Annotated in this window: 13 protein-coding genes and 1 tRNA gene; 6 read left to right on the top strand and 8 right to left on the bottom strand. The window is 66.9% G+C overall.

What is annotated here, in order from left to right; translation table 11 throughout:
- Nucleotides 1-7 precede the first annotated feature (7 nt).
- The 3 genes from ACWGL1_RS03730 to ACWGL1_RS03720 are packed head-to-tail and all read left to right on the top strand — an operon-like array spanning nucleotide 8 to nucleotide 2,717.
- Nucleotides 8-742 (top strand): DUF969 domain-containing protein, encoded by a 735-nt coding sequence (locus ACWGL1_RS03730; protein ID WP_452111220.1) that lies wholly within the window; start codon nucleotides 8-10, stop codon nucleotides 740-742.
- Complete coding sequence (locus tag ACWGL1_RS03725) at nucleotides 739-1,710, top strand: DUF979 domain-containing protein (protein WP_452111219.1); 972 nt, start codon at nucleotides 739-741, stop codon at nucleotides 1,708-1,710. The genes ACWGL1_RS03730 and ACWGL1_RS03725 overlap by 4 nt, the downstream gene beginning before the upstream one ends.
- A complete protein-coding gene (locus tag ACWGL1_RS03720; protein ID WP_452111218.1) occupies nucleotides 1,707-2,717 on the top strand; it encodes a DUF2891 domain-containing protein in 1,011 nt (336 codons plus the stop codon). Before ACWGL1_RS03725 ends, ACWGL1_RS03720 begins: the two co-directional genes overlap by 4 nt.
- Before the next feature lie 22 nt (nucleotides 2,718-2,739).
- Here ACWGL1_RS03720 and ACWGL1_RS03715 read toward each other — a convergent pair.
- The 4 genes from ACWGL1_RS03715 to clpX form a co-directional block, all read right to left on the bottom strand.
- A tRNA-Val gene (locus tag ACWGL1_RS03715) sits at nucleotides 2,740-2,816 on the bottom strand.
- A 47-nt stretch (nucleotides 2,817-2,863) separates the two neighbouring features.
- Nucleotides 2,864-3,139 carry an HU family DNA-binding protein gene (locus ACWGL1_RS03710; protein ID WP_291781749.1) on the bottom strand — a complete coding sequence of 92 codons (276 nt, stop codon included), beginning with the start codon at nucleotides 3,137-3,139 and terminating at the stop codon, nucleotides 2,864-2,866.
- A gap of 119 nt (nucleotides 3,140-3,258) precedes the next feature.
- Nucleotides 3,259-5,658 carry an endopeptidase La gene (gene lon, locus ACWGL1_RS03705; protein WP_452111217.1) on the bottom strand — a complete coding sequence of 800 codons (2,400 nt, stop codon included), beginning with the start codon at nucleotides 5,656-5,658 and terminating at the stop codon, nucleotides 3,259-3,261.
- Between the two features lie 274 nt (nucleotides 5,659-5,932).
- Nucleotides 5,933-7,201, bottom strand: a complete 1,269-nt coding sequence (gene clpX / locus ACWGL1_RS03700) for an ATP-dependent Clp protease ATP-binding subunit ClpX (RefSeq protein ID WP_291781745.1) — start codon at nucleotides 7,199-7,201, stop codon at nucleotides 5,933-5,935.
- Nucleotides 7,202-7,397: 196 nt separating this feature from the next.
- On the opposite strand from clpX, the gene ACWGL1_RS03695 reads away from it, so the two are divergent.
- Nucleotides 7,398-8,045, top strand: a complete 648-nt coding sequence (locus tag ACWGL1_RS03695; protein ID WP_452111216.1) for an HAD-IB family hydrolase — start codon at nucleotides 7,398-7,400, stop codon at nucleotides 8,043-8,045.
- A gap of 6 nt (nucleotides 8,046-8,051) precedes the next feature.
- Here ACWGL1_RS03695 and ACWGL1_RS03690 read toward each other — a convergent pair whose 3' ends face one another.
- Nucleotides 8,052-9,221, bottom strand: a complete 1,170-nt coding sequence (locus tag ACWGL1_RS03690; RefSeq protein WP_452111215.1) for an MFS transporter — start codon at nucleotides 9,219-9,221, stop codon at nucleotides 8,052-8,054.
- 114 nt (nucleotides 9,222-9,335) lie between these two features.
- Between ACWGL1_RS03690 and ACWGL1_RS03685 the strand changes: the two genes are divergently transcribed.
- Nucleotides 9,336-10,145 (top strand): AraC family transcriptional regulator, encoded by an 810-nt coding sequence (locus tag ACWGL1_RS03685; protein WP_452111214.1) that lies wholly within the window; start codon nucleotides 9,336-9,338, stop codon nucleotides 10,143-10,145.
- A gap of 100 nt (nucleotides 10,146-10,245) precedes the next feature.
- The gene (locus ACWGL1_RS03680) at nucleotides 10,246-11,124 is read left to right on the top strand and encodes a TSUP family transporter (protein WP_452111213.1); all 879 of its coding nucleotides are present in this window, start codon (nucleotides 10,246-10,248) and stop codon (nucleotides 11,122-11,124) included.
- Nucleotides 11,125-11,133: 9 nt separating this feature from the next.
- On the opposite strand, the gene ACWGL1_RS03675 is transcribed toward ACWGL1_RS03680, so the two are convergent.
- From ACWGL1_RS03675 to ACWGL1_RS03665, 3 genes are all read right to left on the bottom strand, one after another.
- Nucleotides 11,134-11,802: a GntR family transcriptional regulator gene (locus tag ACWGL1_RS03675; protein ID WP_291781730.1), complete on the bottom strand. Its 669-nt coding sequence runs from the start codon at nucleotides 11,800-11,802 to the stop codon at nucleotides 11,134-11,136.
- Nucleotides 11,803-11,889: 87 nt separating this feature from the next.
- The gene (locus ACWGL1_RS03670; RefSeq protein ID WP_452111212.1) at nucleotides 11,890-12,888 is read right to left on the bottom strand and encodes a 4-hydroxyproline epimerase; all 999 of its coding nucleotides are present in this window, start codon (nucleotides 12,886-12,888) and stop codon (nucleotides 11,890-11,892) included.
- 12 nt (nucleotides 12,889-12,900) lie between these two features.
- Complete coding sequence (locus tag ACWGL1_RS03665) at nucleotides 12,901-13,830, bottom strand: dihydrodipicolinate synthase family protein (protein WP_452111211.1); 930 nt, start codon at nucleotides 13,828-13,830, stop codon at nucleotides 12,901-12,903.
- Nucleotides 13,831-13,919: the final 89 nt, after the last annotated feature.

The raw sequence follows: 13,919 nt of genomic DNA, 5'->3' as shown, positions 1-13,919 counted from the left end.
TGATCCGATGCTGGTGCTGCTGGGGATACTGATCGTGGTCGCGGGCTTCGTCGCCCGGATCAATCCGCTGATCGTCATTCTGGTCGCGGCCATCGCCACCGGGGTGCTGGCGGCGGTCGGGCCGGGCGTGGACGCGCGCGCTCTGTTTCAGGCCGGGATCGACACCATTGCGCGCTTTGGTCAGGCCTTTAATGACAACCGCTATTTCCACATCACCTGGCTGGTGCTGCCGGTGATCGGCCTGCTGGAACGCGCGGGCCTGCAGGAACGGGCGCGCGACCTGGTGACCAAGGTCAAGGCGGCCACGGCCGGTCGGCTGATGCTGATCTATCTGCTGGTGCGTCAGGCGACCTCGGCGCTGGGCCTGACCTCACTCGGCGGCCATCCCCAGATGGTGCGCCCGCTGATCGCGCCGATGGCCGAAGGCGCAGCCGAGAGCACCCACGGCGCCCTGACCGACAAGGCGCGCTTCCGCATTCGCGGCATGGCGGCGGGCACGGACAACATCGGCCTGTTCTTCGGCGAGGACATCTTCATCGCCATCGGCTCCATCGTCCTGATCGTCGGCTTTCTGGAGCAGGCCGGCATCCGGGTCGAGGCGCTGCACGTCTCCCTGTGGGCCATCCCCACGGCCATCGTCGCCTTCCTGGTCCACGGCGCGCGCCTGCTGATGTTCGATCGTCAGGTGAAGAAGGACATGGCCGCGCCCGGCGCATCCGCAGACGCGGAGGGCGGCCGATGATCACGCTGGAGCACGCCTATGTCGCGACCGGGCTGATGTTCGCGGCCTTCTCCATCCTCAGCCTGCGCGATCCGCACAATCCGACGCGCTTCCGCAACGCCCTGTTCTGGGGGCTGATCGCCCTGTCGATGCTCTTCGGCTCCTGGCTGGGCGGTCTGGGCAACGGAATCCTGGTCATCGCCCTGGTCGTCATCGGCGCCTCGGGCAAGCTGGGCGTCGGCAAGCCCGCCACCACGACGCCGGAGCAGCGCCAGGCCAGCGCCGCCCGCTGGAAGAACGCCCTGTTCGTTCCCGCCCTGATGGTGCCTCTGGTCGCCGTCGGCGGCACCCTGCTGGCCAAGCACACGGCGGCCGGCGCCTGGCTGATCTCGCCGGTGCAGACCACGCTGATCTCGCTGGGGCTGGGCTGCGTCATCGCCCTGGTCGCCGCCATGGCCTGGTTCCGGCCGCCGGTCATGGCCCCGGTGCAGGAAGGCCGGCGCCTGATGGACTCCATCGGCTGGGCGGCGCTGCTGCCGCAGATGCTGGCGTCTCTGGGCGCGGTGTTCCTGGCCGCCGATGTGGGTCAGGTGGTCGGCGACCTGATCGCACAGGTTATCCCCATGACCTCGGCCTTCATGGCGGTATTCGCCTACTGCGCAGGGATGGCCCTGTTCACCATCATCATGGGCAACGCCTTCGCCGCCTTCCCAGTCATGACCGCCGCCATCGGCCTGCCCATCGTCGTGCATCAGTTCGGCGGCGATCCCGCCATCGTCTGCGCCATCGGCATGCTGGCCGGATTCTGCGGAACGTTGATGACGCCCATGGCCGCCAACTTCAACGTGGTGCCCGCCAATCTTCTGGAGCTGCCGGACCGCAACTCGCCCCTGAACGGGGTGATCCGCGCCCAGCTTCCCACGGCGGTCGTCATGCTGTTCGCCAATATGCTGCTGATGTATTTCCTCGCTTTCCGGTTCGGATCATGACGCAAAGCCTCGACGCCGCCCTCGCCTCCCGCTTCGCCGCCACGGCCCTGGGCCATGTGACGCGCGAGTATCCCAACCACATCATGCATGTGCTGACCGGGCCTCAGGACGCCCGCACGCCGCGCGACATGCACCCGATCTTTTTCGGCAGCTTCGACTGGCACTCCTGCGTCCATGGCTGGTGGACCCTGTTCACCCTCTATCGCCTGCACCCCGGCATGGCCGAGGCGCCCGCCATCCGCGCCCTGGCCGACGAGCTGTTCACGCCGCAGAACGTCGCCGGAGAAGCCGCCTATCTGGCCCGGCCCGAAGCGCGCGGCTTCGAACGCCCCTACGGCTGGGCCTGGCTGCTGATGCTGGCGGCGGAACTGGAGCGGCACGAGACGGACGAAGGCCGCCGCTGGGCCCAGACCCTGCGCCCGCTGGCCCAGGTCTTCACCGACCGCTTCAAGGCCTTCCTGCCTCTGGCCGACTATCCGGTGCGGACGGGCACCCACTACAACACCGCTTTCGCCCTGCGGCTGACGCTGGACTATGCGGACGCTCACGACGCCGATCTGACCGCCCTGTGCCGCGCCGCCGCCCTGCGCTGGCACGGCGAGGACCGCGACTGTCAGGCGTGGGAGCCGTCGCAGGACGAGTTCCTGTCGCCCGCCCTGATGGAGGCCGCCCTGATGCGGCGCGTCCTGACGCCTGAGGCCTTCCGCGCCTGGTTCGACGCCTTCCTGCCGCGCCTTGGCGACGGCCGGCCCGCGACCCTGCTGAACCCCGCCCGCGTCAGCGACCGCACCGACGGCAAAATCGCCCATCTGGACGGACTGAATTTGAGCCGGGGCTGGTGCTGGCGCGAGATCGTCGCCGGACTGCCCGCCGAAGACCCGCGCCGCGCCGTCGGCGCCGCAGCGACGGCGGTCCACCTGAACGCCGCCCTGCCCCACGTCACGGGCGACTACATGGGCGAGCACTGGCTGGCGAGCTTCGCCCTATTGGCCCTGCTGGCGGACTGAAAGGCTTCCACGAAAAGGGGAATGGTAGGCGGCGACGGGTTCGAACCGCCGACCCTCTCGGTGTAAACGAGATGCTCTGACCAGCTGAGCTAGCCGCCCACATCACCCGACTCAATGTCGGGGACAGGCTTCATGCCCTGCGGCGGTCAGCCGTTCAAGGCGCTTTTCAAGCCCTCGCCGGGACGAAAGCGCGCGGTGCGCGAGGCGGGACGGGCGATTTCCTGGCCGGTCTGGGGGTTGCGAGCCACGCCCGCCTTGCGATCGACGGCGACGAAGCTGCCGAAGCCGACCAGCCGCACGTCGCGTCCCTGAACCAGCGAACCGGTCACCTGATCGGTGAAGGCTTCCAGGGCCAGCTTGGCCTGGTCGCGGCTGATGCCCGCCGCCTCGGCCATGCGGCCGATCAGTTCCGTCTTGGTCATGTCTGCGGCTCCCCTCTCGAACGAAGGGCGCACTTAAACGGCTGTCGGCGCGCAGGTCAAAAAAGAGGCGGTCCGGGTCGCCCCGAACCGCCTTCCTTCATCGGATCAGAGACCCGGCGTCAGTGGCTGACGCTGGCCCCCTCGCCCGCCGTCGGCGCCGGCGGCGTCGGGGTCATGGGCTCGGCCGCCTCGTCCCATTCGACGGGAGTCGGCGTGCCGGTCAAGGCCCACTTCAGCGCCTCGTCGGCGGTGGAGATCGGCACGATCTCAAGGGCCGCCTTCACGTTTTCCGGCACCTCCTCAAGGTCCTTCTCGTTCTCCTGCGGGATCAGGACGGTCTTCACGCCCGAGCGCAGGGCCGCCAGCAGCTTCTCCTTCAGGCCGCCGATGGCCGTCACCCGGCCGCGCAGGGTGATCTCGCCGGTCATGGCGATGTCCTTGCGGATCGGGATGCCGGTCAGAACCGACACCATGGCCACCGTCATGGCCACGCCGGCCGAGGGGCCGTCCTTGGGCGTGGCGCCGTCGGGAACGTGGACGTGGATGTCGGTCTTCTCGAACACCGGCGGCTTGACGCCGATGCTGAGGGCGCGGCTGCGGACGTAGGACGCCGCCGCCGAGATCGACTCCTTCATGACCTCCTTCAGGTTGCCGGTCACGGTCATGCGGCCGCGACCCGGCATCTTCAGGGCCTCGATGGTCAGGATGTCGCCGCCGAACTCGGTCCAGGCCAGGCCGGTGACGATGCCGACCTGATCTTCGGAGTCCGTCTCGCCATAGCGGAACTTCTTCACGCCCGCGTATTCGGCCAGCTTGGCCGCATCCACGGTGATCGAGGCGGCCTTGGTCTTGGCCATCTCGCGCACCGCCTTGCGGGCCAGACCGCCCAGGGCGCGTTCCAGCGAACGCACGCCCGCTTCGCGCGTGTAGTAGCGGATCAGGTCGCGGATCGTCTCGTCGGGGACGATCAGTTCGCCGTCCTTCAGGCCGTGGTCCTTGAGCTGCTTGGGCAGGACGTGGCGCTTGGCGATCTCGACCTTCTCATCCTCGGTGTAGCCCGAGACGCGGATGATCTCCATGCGGTCCAGCAGGGGCTGGGGCATGTTCAGGCTGTTGGCCGTGGTGACGAACATCACCGGCGACAGGTCGTAGTCGACCTCCAGATAGTGATCGCCGAAGGTCGAGTTCTGGGCCGGGTCCAGCACTTCCAGCAGGGCCGAGGACGGGTCGCCGCGCCAGTCGGCGCCCAGCTTGTCGATCTCGTCCAGCAGGACGAAGGCGTTGGTGGTCTTGGCCTTCTTCATCGACTGGATGATCTTGCCGGGCATGGAGCCGATGTAGGTCCGGCGGTGGCCCCGGATCTCGGCCTCGTCGCGCACGCCGCCCAGCGACATGCGGACGTATTCACGCCCCGTCGCCTTGGCGATGGACTGGGCCAGCGAGGTCTTGCCGACGCCCGGAGGACCGACCAGGCACAGGATCGGCCCCTTCAGGCTGCCAGTGCGCGCCTGAACGGCCAGATACTCGATGATCCGTTCCTTGACCTTCTCCAGGCCGTAGTGATCCTCTTCGAGGATGTCCTCGGCCTTCTGCAGGTCGATGGGCTTGGGCCGGGTCTTGGACCACGGGATCGACAGCAGCCAGTCGAGATAGTTGCGCACGACGGTCGATTCCGCCGACATCGGCGACATGTTGCGCAGCTTCTTCAACTCCGCCTCGGCCTTGATGCGGGCCTCCTTGGACAGGCGCGTCTTCTTGATGCGCTTTTCCAGCTCCAGCAGTTCGTCGCGAGCATCGTCGGTCTCGCCCAGCTCGCGCTGGATCGCCTTCATCTGCTCGTTCAGATAATATTCGCGCTGGGTCTTCTCCATCTGCCGCTTCACGCGGCTGCGGATCTTCTTCTCGACCTGCAGGACGCTGATCTCGCCTTCCATCAGGCCATAGACCTTCTCCAGCCGCGTCGGGATGACGACGGTTTCGAGCAGGGCCTGCTTGTCGGCGATCTTGACCGACAGATGGGCGGCGACCGAATCCGCCAGCTTGGACGGATCGGTGATCTGGGGGATGGCGCTGAGGGCCTCGGGCGGGACCTTCTTGTTCAGCTTCACATAGTTTTCGAACTGCTCGATCACGGCGCGCAGCAGAGCTTCGCTCTGTGATGGGTCGCCGGCCTCGTCCTCGATCTCGACGGCTTCGGCTTCGTAGTAGTCCTCACGGTCGGTGAAGCGGGTCAGGCGCGCGCGCGACTTGCCCTCGACCAGCACCTTCACGGTGCCGTCGGGCAGCTTCAGCAGTTGCAGCACCGTCGCCAGCACGCCGGTCGGATAGATGGCGTCCGTCGCCGGATCGTCGTCGACGGAGTTCTTCTGGGTGGCGAGCAGGATCTGCTTCTCGCCCTTCATGATCTCGTCGAGGGCGCGCACGGACTTCTCGCGCCCGACGAACAGGGGCACGACCATGTGCGGAAAGACGACGATGTCTCTCAGCGGCAGGACAGGGAGGATTTTGCTCTCGGTCATGATGCGTACTTTCCGGGGCCTTCGTGAATCTCCGGCCCGCCGATCCGATCCGACTTGGCGCGACTGCCGCCTCGTCTCGACTCGACCCGCTGTTTTCAGCGGCTTTCGTGTGAGTATGTGGTTCTGTCTGGACGCGGTTCAAGCGTGGCGGGCGCGCGGCCCACAGAAGCGTGAAAAAGCGTGTGATTTCAGCCGACCGCCTGAATAGTTCCTGAAACGATGAAGGGGCGGCCCGTGGCGAGCCGCCCCTTGTCTCTTGGATCGGACCGCAGCGTCAGGCGGCGCCGTCGGCCGTCTTCTTCTTGGTTTCCGAATAGATCAGCAACGGCTGGGCCTTGCCCTCGATCACCTCGGCGTTGACCACGACTTCCTCGACGCCCTCGTAGGTGGGCAGTTCGAACATGGTCTCCAGCAGCACGCCCTCCAGGATGGAGCGCAGGCCGCGCGCGCCGGTCTTGCGGGTGATCGCCTTCTTGGCCACCGCCGACAGGGCGTCGTCGGTGAAGGTCAGCGTCACGTTCTCCATCTCGAACAGGCGCTTGTACTGCTTGACCAGGGCGTTCTTCGGCTCGGTCAGGATCTTGATCAGCGCGGTCTCGTCCAGGTCCTCCAGCGTCGCCAGGACCGGCAGACGGCCGATGAACTCGGGGATCAGGCCGAAGCGCATCAGGTCGTCAGGCTCGACCTGCTTGAGGATTTCGCCGGTGCGACGCTCGTCGATCTCCTTGACCTTGGCGCCGAAGCCGATCGAGGCCCCCTCGCCGCGCGCCGAGATCACCTTCTCCAGGCCAGCGAAGGCGCCGCCGACGATGAACAGGATGTTGGCGGTGTCGACCTGCAAGAACTCCTGCTGCGGATGCTTGCGGCCGCCCTGCGGCGGCACGGAGGCGACGGTGCCTTCCATGATCTTCAGCAGGGCCTGCTGCACGCCCTCGCCCGACACGTCGCGAGTGATCGACGGGTTGTCCGACTTGCGCGAGATCTTGTCGATTTCGTCGATGTAGACGATGCCGCGCTGGGCCCGCTCGACATTGTAGTCCGACGCCTGAAGCAGCTTCAGGATGATGTTCTCGACGTCCTCGCCCACATAACCGGCCTCGGTCAGGGTGGTGGCGTCGGCCATGGTGAAGGGCACGTCGATGATGCGCGCCAGCGTCTGGGCCAGCAGCGTCTTACCCGAGCCGGTCGGCCCGATCAGCATGATGTTCGACTTGGCCAGTTCGACGTCGTTGTTCTTCGTCGCGTGGTTCAGGCGCTTGTAGTGGTTGTGGACGGCGACGCTCAGCACCTTCTTGGCGTGGGCCTGGCCGATCACGTAATCGTCGAGGACGTCGCGAATCTCCTTGGGCGTGGGCACGCCGTCCTTGGAGGTCTTGAAGGCGATCTTGTGCTCTTCGCGGATGATGTCCATGCACAGTTCGACGCATTCATCGCAGATGAAGACGGTCGGTCCGGCGATCAGCTTGCGGACTTCGTGCTGGCTCTTGCCGCAGAACGAGCAGTAGAGCGTGCTTTTGGCGTCTGTGCCGGCGGCTTTGGTCATAGACCCTTCTCACTATCCGCAATCCGCCCCGACATTGGGACGAAAGGCGCTTCCTTCACGATCGATCCAGGGAATCTATCATCGAAGGTCTTCAAAAAATGACAATCACCCATCACACGTTCCGCCACAACCCCGTTGCGGCGCTGCAACGCGCTTCGAGGAACGGACAGGACAGATAATATGGGGATCACGGCTAATGTCTGACATGGGAAGCGAAAAAGCCTTTCACCAGTCCCCCGCCCCCGGCCAGGCCATCGTCGCCTTCGATTTCGACGGCACCCTGACGATTCGCGACAGCTTCACCACCTTCCTGAAGTGGCGGGCCGGCCCCCTGCGCTGGCTTCAGGGGCTGGCGCGCCTGATCCCGGCCGTCTTCGCCTATCTGAGCGACAAGGATCGCGGCCGGATCAAGGTCGCCTCAGTGCGCGAATTCCTGACCGGCGTCGACCGCACGGCGCTGGAGGCCGAGGCCGAACGCTTCGCCCAGATCATCTGGCCGCGTTTCATGCGTCCCGACGCCCTGGCGACCTGGGAGGACTGGGGCCGTCGCGGCGCCCATCGCGTCATCGTCACCGCCTCGCCCGAAACCACCGTCGCCCCCTTCGCCCGCAGGCTGGGCGCCGAGAACCTGATCGGCACCCGCCTGGCCTTCGACGACCAGGATCAGGTGCTGGGCGCCTTCGTCGGCGGCAACTGCCGGGGCGAGGAGAAGATGCACCGCCTGCGCGCCGTCTATGGCGACGACATGGTGCTGACGGCCGCCTATGGCGACACTTCCGGCGACGCCCAGATGATCGCGGCGGCCGAGGAGAAGGGCTATCGCGTGTTCACCGCTCGTCCTTAAGCACGCCTAGGCGACCTGGCGGTCACGCCCCGCGCCCAGCCCCAGCACGACCAACAGGATGCACAAGGCGCCACACGCCGCCAAGGCCGGCGCCCATGCGTCGACGGCGTCGTGCAGGGCTCCAATCGCAATCGGGCCGCAGGCGGACATCAGATAGCCTACCGATTGGGTCATCCCTGAAAGTTGCGCGGTCTGCTCGGCCGAACGGCTTCGCAGGCCGATGAAAGCCAGGGCCAGGATGAAGGCTCCGCCGATGGCGAATCCGAACAGGGCGACCCAGATCATCGCCAGTCCCGGCGCGGCGTACAGACCCGCCAACGACATGAGGCCCAGCAGGGCGAAGCCCGTCGCCAACGCCCGCTGATCCTTCATCCGGCGCACCAGAGGAACCAGAACCAGACCCGGCGCCGCTGTGGCCAGTTGCATCACGCCGTGCAGGCCGCCTGCGACCTCCGGCGACATGCCGGCGCCCGTCAGGATCGACGGCAGCCAGGCCGCCACCGCGTAGTAGACGAAGGAGTTCACGCCGAAGAAGAGCGTCACCTGCCACGCCAGGCCCGACCGCCACACAGAGACGCCGCTCAGGCCCGTCGCCGCCTCGGACGCAGGCGCGGAACGGCGGCGCAACTGCGGCGCCCAGACCAGAGCCGCCGTCAGCGGCAATACGATCAGCGCCGCCAGCGCCCACCGCCAGTCGAACGCCTGCGCCAGTGGGACCATCACCGCCGACGCCCCGGCCGAGGCCACGCCCATGGTGACGGCGTAAAGGGTGGTCAGCTTGGTGATCTGATCGGGAAAATCCCGCTTCAACAGACTGGGCAGCAGGGTGTTGCCGATGGCGATTCCGGCGCCGAGCGCCGTCGACCCCAGATAAAGCGCCCACAGCGGCCCGGCGGACCGGATCGCTATGCCCCCGATCATGGCGATCAGCGCCAGGAAGATCGCCCGCTCCAGGCCCGCCGCCCTGGCCAGCCGCGCCGCGAACGGCGAGACGACGAAGAAGGCCAGCAGCGGCAGGGTGATCAGGAAGCCCGCTTGGCTCGCTCCCAGGTCGAACGCCTGGCCTATATCCCCAAGCAACGGCCCCGCCCCCGTGAACGTCCCGCGCAGGGTACTGGCCACCAGCAGAACGCCGGCGATGATCCAGAATGGATGCAGGGAAGCACGCGAAGTCATGACAAGCCGCCGGGGAGAGACGCCTCAGGAGGAAGGCCCGCCCACACTAGCGATGGAGCAATCGGCGAACTTCGGCTATTCAGGCATGAAGTTTCGATAATCGGTCAGATCGCCATGACCTCCCTGCACGCCTGCTTCCAGAGCTTCGACCCCGACGCCTTTCCGCAGGCCGCCATCGCCGTCAGCCTGGGCGGATCGGCCCATGACGTCGAACTGCCCTTGCACACCCATCGCAAGGCGCAACTGGTCGTGGCGCTGCAGGGCGGGGTCATGTGCCGGACGGCGGACGGCCTGTGGATGGCGCCCCTCGGCGGCGGCGTCTGGGCGCCCGGCGGCACGCCGCACAGCAACTGCGTCACCGCCAACGGCCGCGTCTGCATGCTGTTCGTCGAGCCGGACGTGCCCGGCCTGCCCGACCGATGCTGCACCCTGTCGCTCAGCCCCATGCTGATCGAGATGATCCGCCATCTGGCCCGCCAGCCCACGCCCGACTATGCGTTCGGCGGCCATCTGGACCGGATCGCCCAGGTCATCCTGGAAGAACTGCGGCGGACCGAGATCGCGGCCCTGCACCTGCCGATCCCGGCCTCCCCCGCCCTGCGCCGCATCGCCGAGGCCTTGATCGACAACCCCGGCGACCGATCCACCGTGGGCGAGTGGGCGCGCCGCGTCGCCATGAGCGAACGCACTCTGACTCGGCTGGTCGTGCGTGAAACAGCCATGAATTTCAGCCGCTGGCGCCAGCAGCTGCAGATCGTCCTGGCCTTGCAACGCCTGTCGTCCGGCGCCTCGGTTCAGAGCGTCGCCTATGACCTGGGCTATGAGTCCGCCAGCGCCTTCATCACCATGTTCAAGGCCGCCCTGGGCAAGCCCCCCGCCAAGTACATCGCGGCGGCCGCCCCCCGCGCCCTCGAACAAGCCTGAGCGCCAAAGCAATCAACGTATATTGTATCTGATTTAAGCTCATGTTCTCCTTCGGCTCGAACCGCCCGGCAAGGGCGGCGAAACCTCGGGGGAGGGAAACATGATCGTAGCCGTTCTATTGACGGCGCTGGCGGTGCTGGCCGCCTGCTACGCCGTCCAACTGGTGCGCACGGCCAAGGCGCGCGGCGCCTTGAGGCCCAGGGCCGAGGGCGTGGCGATCGGCGCTGTGGCCAACTTCTTCGACGCCCTGGGCATCGGGTCCTTCGCGCCGACGACGGCCTGGCTGCGGTTCCGCAAGCTGGTCCCCGACAGCTTCCTGCCCGCCGTGCTGAACGCCGGCCACTGTCTGCCGACGGTGATGCAGGGGCTGGTCTTCATGAAGCTGATCCAGGTCGACCCGGTGCTGCTGATCGCCTGTATCGGCGCCTCCATCCTGGGCGCGGTCATCGGCGCGCCGATCGTGCTGCGTCTGCCGGTGCGGGCGGTGCAGATGGTGGTGGGCGCAGCCTTGCTGATCGCCGCCGCCCTATACGCCATGACCAATCTGAACCTGATGCCGGCGGGCGGCGAAGCCGTATCGCTGGGCGGCGGCCTGTTCGTCGTCGCCGTCGTCGCCCACCTGATCATGGGCGCGCTGATGAGCTTCGGGATCGGCCTTTATGCGCCGTCCCTGATCATGCTCAGCCTGATGGGGATGAACCCCACGGCGGCCTTCCCCATCATGATGGGCGCCTGCGCCTTCCTGATGCCGGTGTCGAGCCTGCGATTCATCAGGAGCGAGCGCATCGACCTGCGGCTGGTGCTGGGCATGGCGATCGGGGGCATACCGGCGGTGCTGCTGGCCGCCTTCGTCATCACCTCCCTGCCGCTGACCGTGCTGCGCTGGGGCGTGGTGGCCGTGGTGCTCTATGCGGCTGTCAGCCTGTTGACGACCGCACTGAAGGCTCGCCCGGAGGCTGCCGCCGCCGAACAGGGGTGAGGCTTTCGATCAGTCCCGCCCCTCTTCCTGTCCGAACTCCTGGCGAAGGTCGGACAGGGTATGTTGCAGGTGCTCGGCCACCAGGCGGCGGACCGCTGCGGCGTCCCGGTTCAGCCACGCCTGCAGGATCTCATGATGTTCCGCCTCGGCCGTCAGGTGACGGCCCTTGTGCTCCAGGTGCTTGCGGACATAGCGGTCGGCCATGACGTGAAGACGGGCGGTGATTTCCGTGGTCAGGGCGCGTCGGCCCGGCTGCACCAGGGCCATGTGGAAGGCGCGATTCAGCGCTCCGACCGTCGGCAGACCGGCCGCCGCCGCCGCGTTGAGTTCGGCCAGCACCCGCCGGGCGGTCTCCTGCCGGGTCTCGTCGGCGCTGAGGCAGGCCTCAGCCGCCGCTTCGGGCTCCAGCTTCAGGCGCAGCTCATAGATTTCCTCAGCCTCGGCGGCGCTCATGCCGCGCACGAAGAAGCCGCGGTTGGGGTGCGACACCACCAGACCGTCCTGCTCCAGCCGCACCAGCGCTTCGCGCAGGGGAATCTTGGAGACGTTCAGATCGGCCGCCAGACCATCCTGCCGAATGGGCACGTCGGGCGCGATCGCCCCGGACACGATCATGTCGCGCACCACCTCCATCAGGCGATCGGACAGGGTGCGGACTTCAAGCGGGGATGCGGCCATGCGGGAGTTCATCGAGTCGAAAAGGCTGGGCTGGTCGCCCGGCCCAGCCATACCGCGCGACGGCCGTAATTACGATGCGGAACTCCCTCAGACGACCTGGAAGCCCGCCCAGAAGGGATCGCGACGATCCACCCAGATGGTGTTGAAACCCGTGGCGACGGCCGATCCCTCGATTGAGGGCACGATCGCCTTGTGGTCGCCCACCGTCGTTTCGGCCTCGACGCGGCCGATGAAACGGCTGCCGATATAGCTTTCGTGGACGAAGGCGTCGCCGACCTTCAACCGCCCCCTGGCGTGCAGATGCGCCAGTCGCGCCGAGGTGCCGGTGCCGCAGGGGCTGCGGTCGATGGCCTTGTCGCCATAGAAGACGGCGTTGCGGCCGTCGGCCCCCTGCCCTTTCGGCTTGTCAGCCCACAGGACATGGCTGACGCCGTTGATCGAGGGCTCGTCCGGATGCACCGGATGGAAGGCCGCCCGCACCCGCTCGCGCACCAGACCGCTCAGTTCGATGATGCGGCCGGCGCCCAGATCATCCAGCCCGGCGTAGGCGCCCTGCGGCTCGACAATGGCGTAGTAGTTGCCGCCGTAGGAGACATCGACGCTCAGCGGGCCGAGGCCCGGCACGTCGATTTCGATCCCCTCGGCCGCCAGATAGGCCGGGACGTTGCGGATGCGCACCGAGGTCACGCGATCGCCCTCGGTCTCATAGGCGATGTCGAGCACGCCCGCCGGAACCTCGACCTTCAACCGCCCCGGCGTGCGCGGCCGGATCAGACCGTGCTCCAGCCCGAAGGTGATCATCCCGATGGTCCCGTGGCCGCACATGGGCAGGCAGCCGCTGGTCTCGATGAACAATATGCCCGCATCCGCATGCGGCAGGGTCGGCGGATACAGGAAGCCGCCGCTCATCATGTCGTGGCCGCGAGGCTCGAAGCACAGGGAAGTGCGGATCCAGTCATAGCGGCTAAGGAAGTCGAGCCGCCGCTCGGCCATGCTGGCCCCTGACAGCAGGGGCGCACCGCCGGCGACCAGGCGGACCGGGTTGCCGGCGGTATGACCGTCAATGCAGAAGAAGACGTCGCGCATCGGGACTCCGGATCAGACGATCTTCACAGCCTTGCCCGAACCGATGGGGCGAGTCTCCGCCGCCTTCTCGACCATGGCGATGACCTCGGCCCGGCGCGCGCCCGCCAGCGGCATGCGCGGCATGCGGACCCGCTCGGTTCCCCGACCCATGATGGTCTCGGACAGCTTGATCGACTGCACCAGGTCCGACACCGAATCCAGGTGCAACAGCGGCATGAACCAGCGATAGATCTCCAGCGCGCGTGCGATATCGCCGTCCTTGACCGCCTTGACCAGGGCCACCGACTCTTCGGGGAAGGCGTTGGTCAGACCCGAGACCCAGCCCTTGGCGCCCAGGATCAGACCTTCCAGCGCCACATCGTCCAGGCCGACCATCAGCGAATAGCGGTCGCCCAACTCGTTGACGATGTCGGTGATGCGCCGCGAATCCGGAGCGCTTTCCTTCAGGGCCACGATGTTGGGCACGTCAGACAGACGACGCAGGTCGTCGTTGTTCAGCGTCTGCCGATACATCAGCGGATTGTTGTAAAGCATGTTGGGCAGGCCGCTGGCCGCCGCCACGGCGCGAAAATGCGCCTCCAACTCCGCCTGTGTCGGCACATAGACCATGGCCGGCAGCACCATCAGGGCGTCGACGCCGATAGCCTCGGCGTCCCTGGCGTAGCGTTCGGCCCGCGCCGTGGTCAGTTCGCTGACCCCAGTGATGATCGGCACGCGTCCTGCGGCGACCTCGACCGCCGCCTTCAGGACGGCGCGCTTCTCTTCCGGCTCCAGCGAATTGTTCTCGCCGACCGTGCCCATGACGATGATGCCGTCGACGCCGTCCTTGATCAGACCGTCCAGCACCGTCTGGGTGGCGTCCAGATCGACCCCCAGTCCTTCGTCGAATTGCGTGGTCGCCGCCGGGATCACCCCGGTCCAGTCCAACTTCGCCCCAGCCATGAACAACTCCTCCTCAAACAACAATCGTATACGATATCTGATTACAGATTAAGTCAAGCGGTCTACAGCCTCTGCGGCGCGGTCGGTCG

This window comes from Brevundimonas sp. NPDC055812, assembly GCF_053616535.1.
Note: the sequence above shows the minus strand (reverse complement) of the source record. Positions and strands in the feature narration are given on the sequence as shown.

Bases quoted from the DNA above. Each gene is read 5' to 3' on its own strand.
- lon (WP_452111217.1), bottom strand. From the start codon at position 5,658: ATGACCGAGAGCAAAATCCTCCCTGTCCTGCCGCTGAGAGACATCGTC.
- ACWGL1_RS03680 (WP_452111213.1), top strand. From the start codon at position 10,246: ATGATCGTAGCCGTTCTATTGACGGCGCTGGCGGTGCTGGCCGCCTGC.
- ACWGL1_RS03730 (WP_452111220.1), top strand. From the start codon at position 8: ATGCTGGTGCTGCTGGGGATACTGATCGTGGTCGCGGGCTTCGTCGCC.
- clpX (WP_291781745.1), bottom strand. From the start codon at position 7,201: ATGACCAAAGCCGCCGGCACAGACGCCAAAAGCACGCTCTACTGCTCG.
- ACWGL1_RS03690 (WP_452111215.1), bottom strand. From the start codon at position 9,221: ATGACTTCGCGTGCTTCCCTGCATCCATTCTGGATCATCGCCGGCGTT.
- ACWGL1_RS03665 (WP_452111211.1), bottom strand. From the start codon at position 13,830: ATGGCTGGGGCGAAGTTGGACTGGACCGGGGTGATCCCGGCGGCGACC.
- ACWGL1_RS03685 (WP_452111214.1), top strand. From the start codon at position 9,336: ATGACCTCCCTGCACGCCTGCTTCCAGAGCTTCGACCCCGACGCCTTT.
- ACWGL1_RS03725 (WP_452111219.1), top strand. From the start codon at position 739: ATGATCACGCTGGAGCACGCCTATGTCGCGACCGGGCTGATGTTCGCG.
- ACWGL1_RS03710 (WP_291781749.1), bottom strand. From the start codon at position 3,139: ATGACCAAGACGGAACTGATCGGCCGCATGGCCGAGGCGGCGGGCATC.
- ACWGL1_RS03695 (WP_452111216.1), top strand. From the start codon at position 7,398: ATGTCTGACATGGGAAGCGAAAAAGCCTTTCACCAGTCCCCCGCCCCC.
- ACWGL1_RS03720 (WP_452111218.1), top strand. From the start codon at position 1,707: ATGACGCAAAGCCTCGACGCCGCCCTCGCCTCCCGCTTCGCCGCCACG.
- ACWGL1_RS03675 (WP_291781730.1), bottom strand. From the start codon at position 11,802: ATGGCCGCATCCCCGCTTGAAGTCCGCACCCTGTCCGATCGCCTGATG.
- ACWGL1_RS03670 (WP_452111212.1), bottom strand. From the start codon at position 12,888: ATGCGCGACGTCTTCTTCTGCATTGACGGTCATACCGCCGGCAACCCG.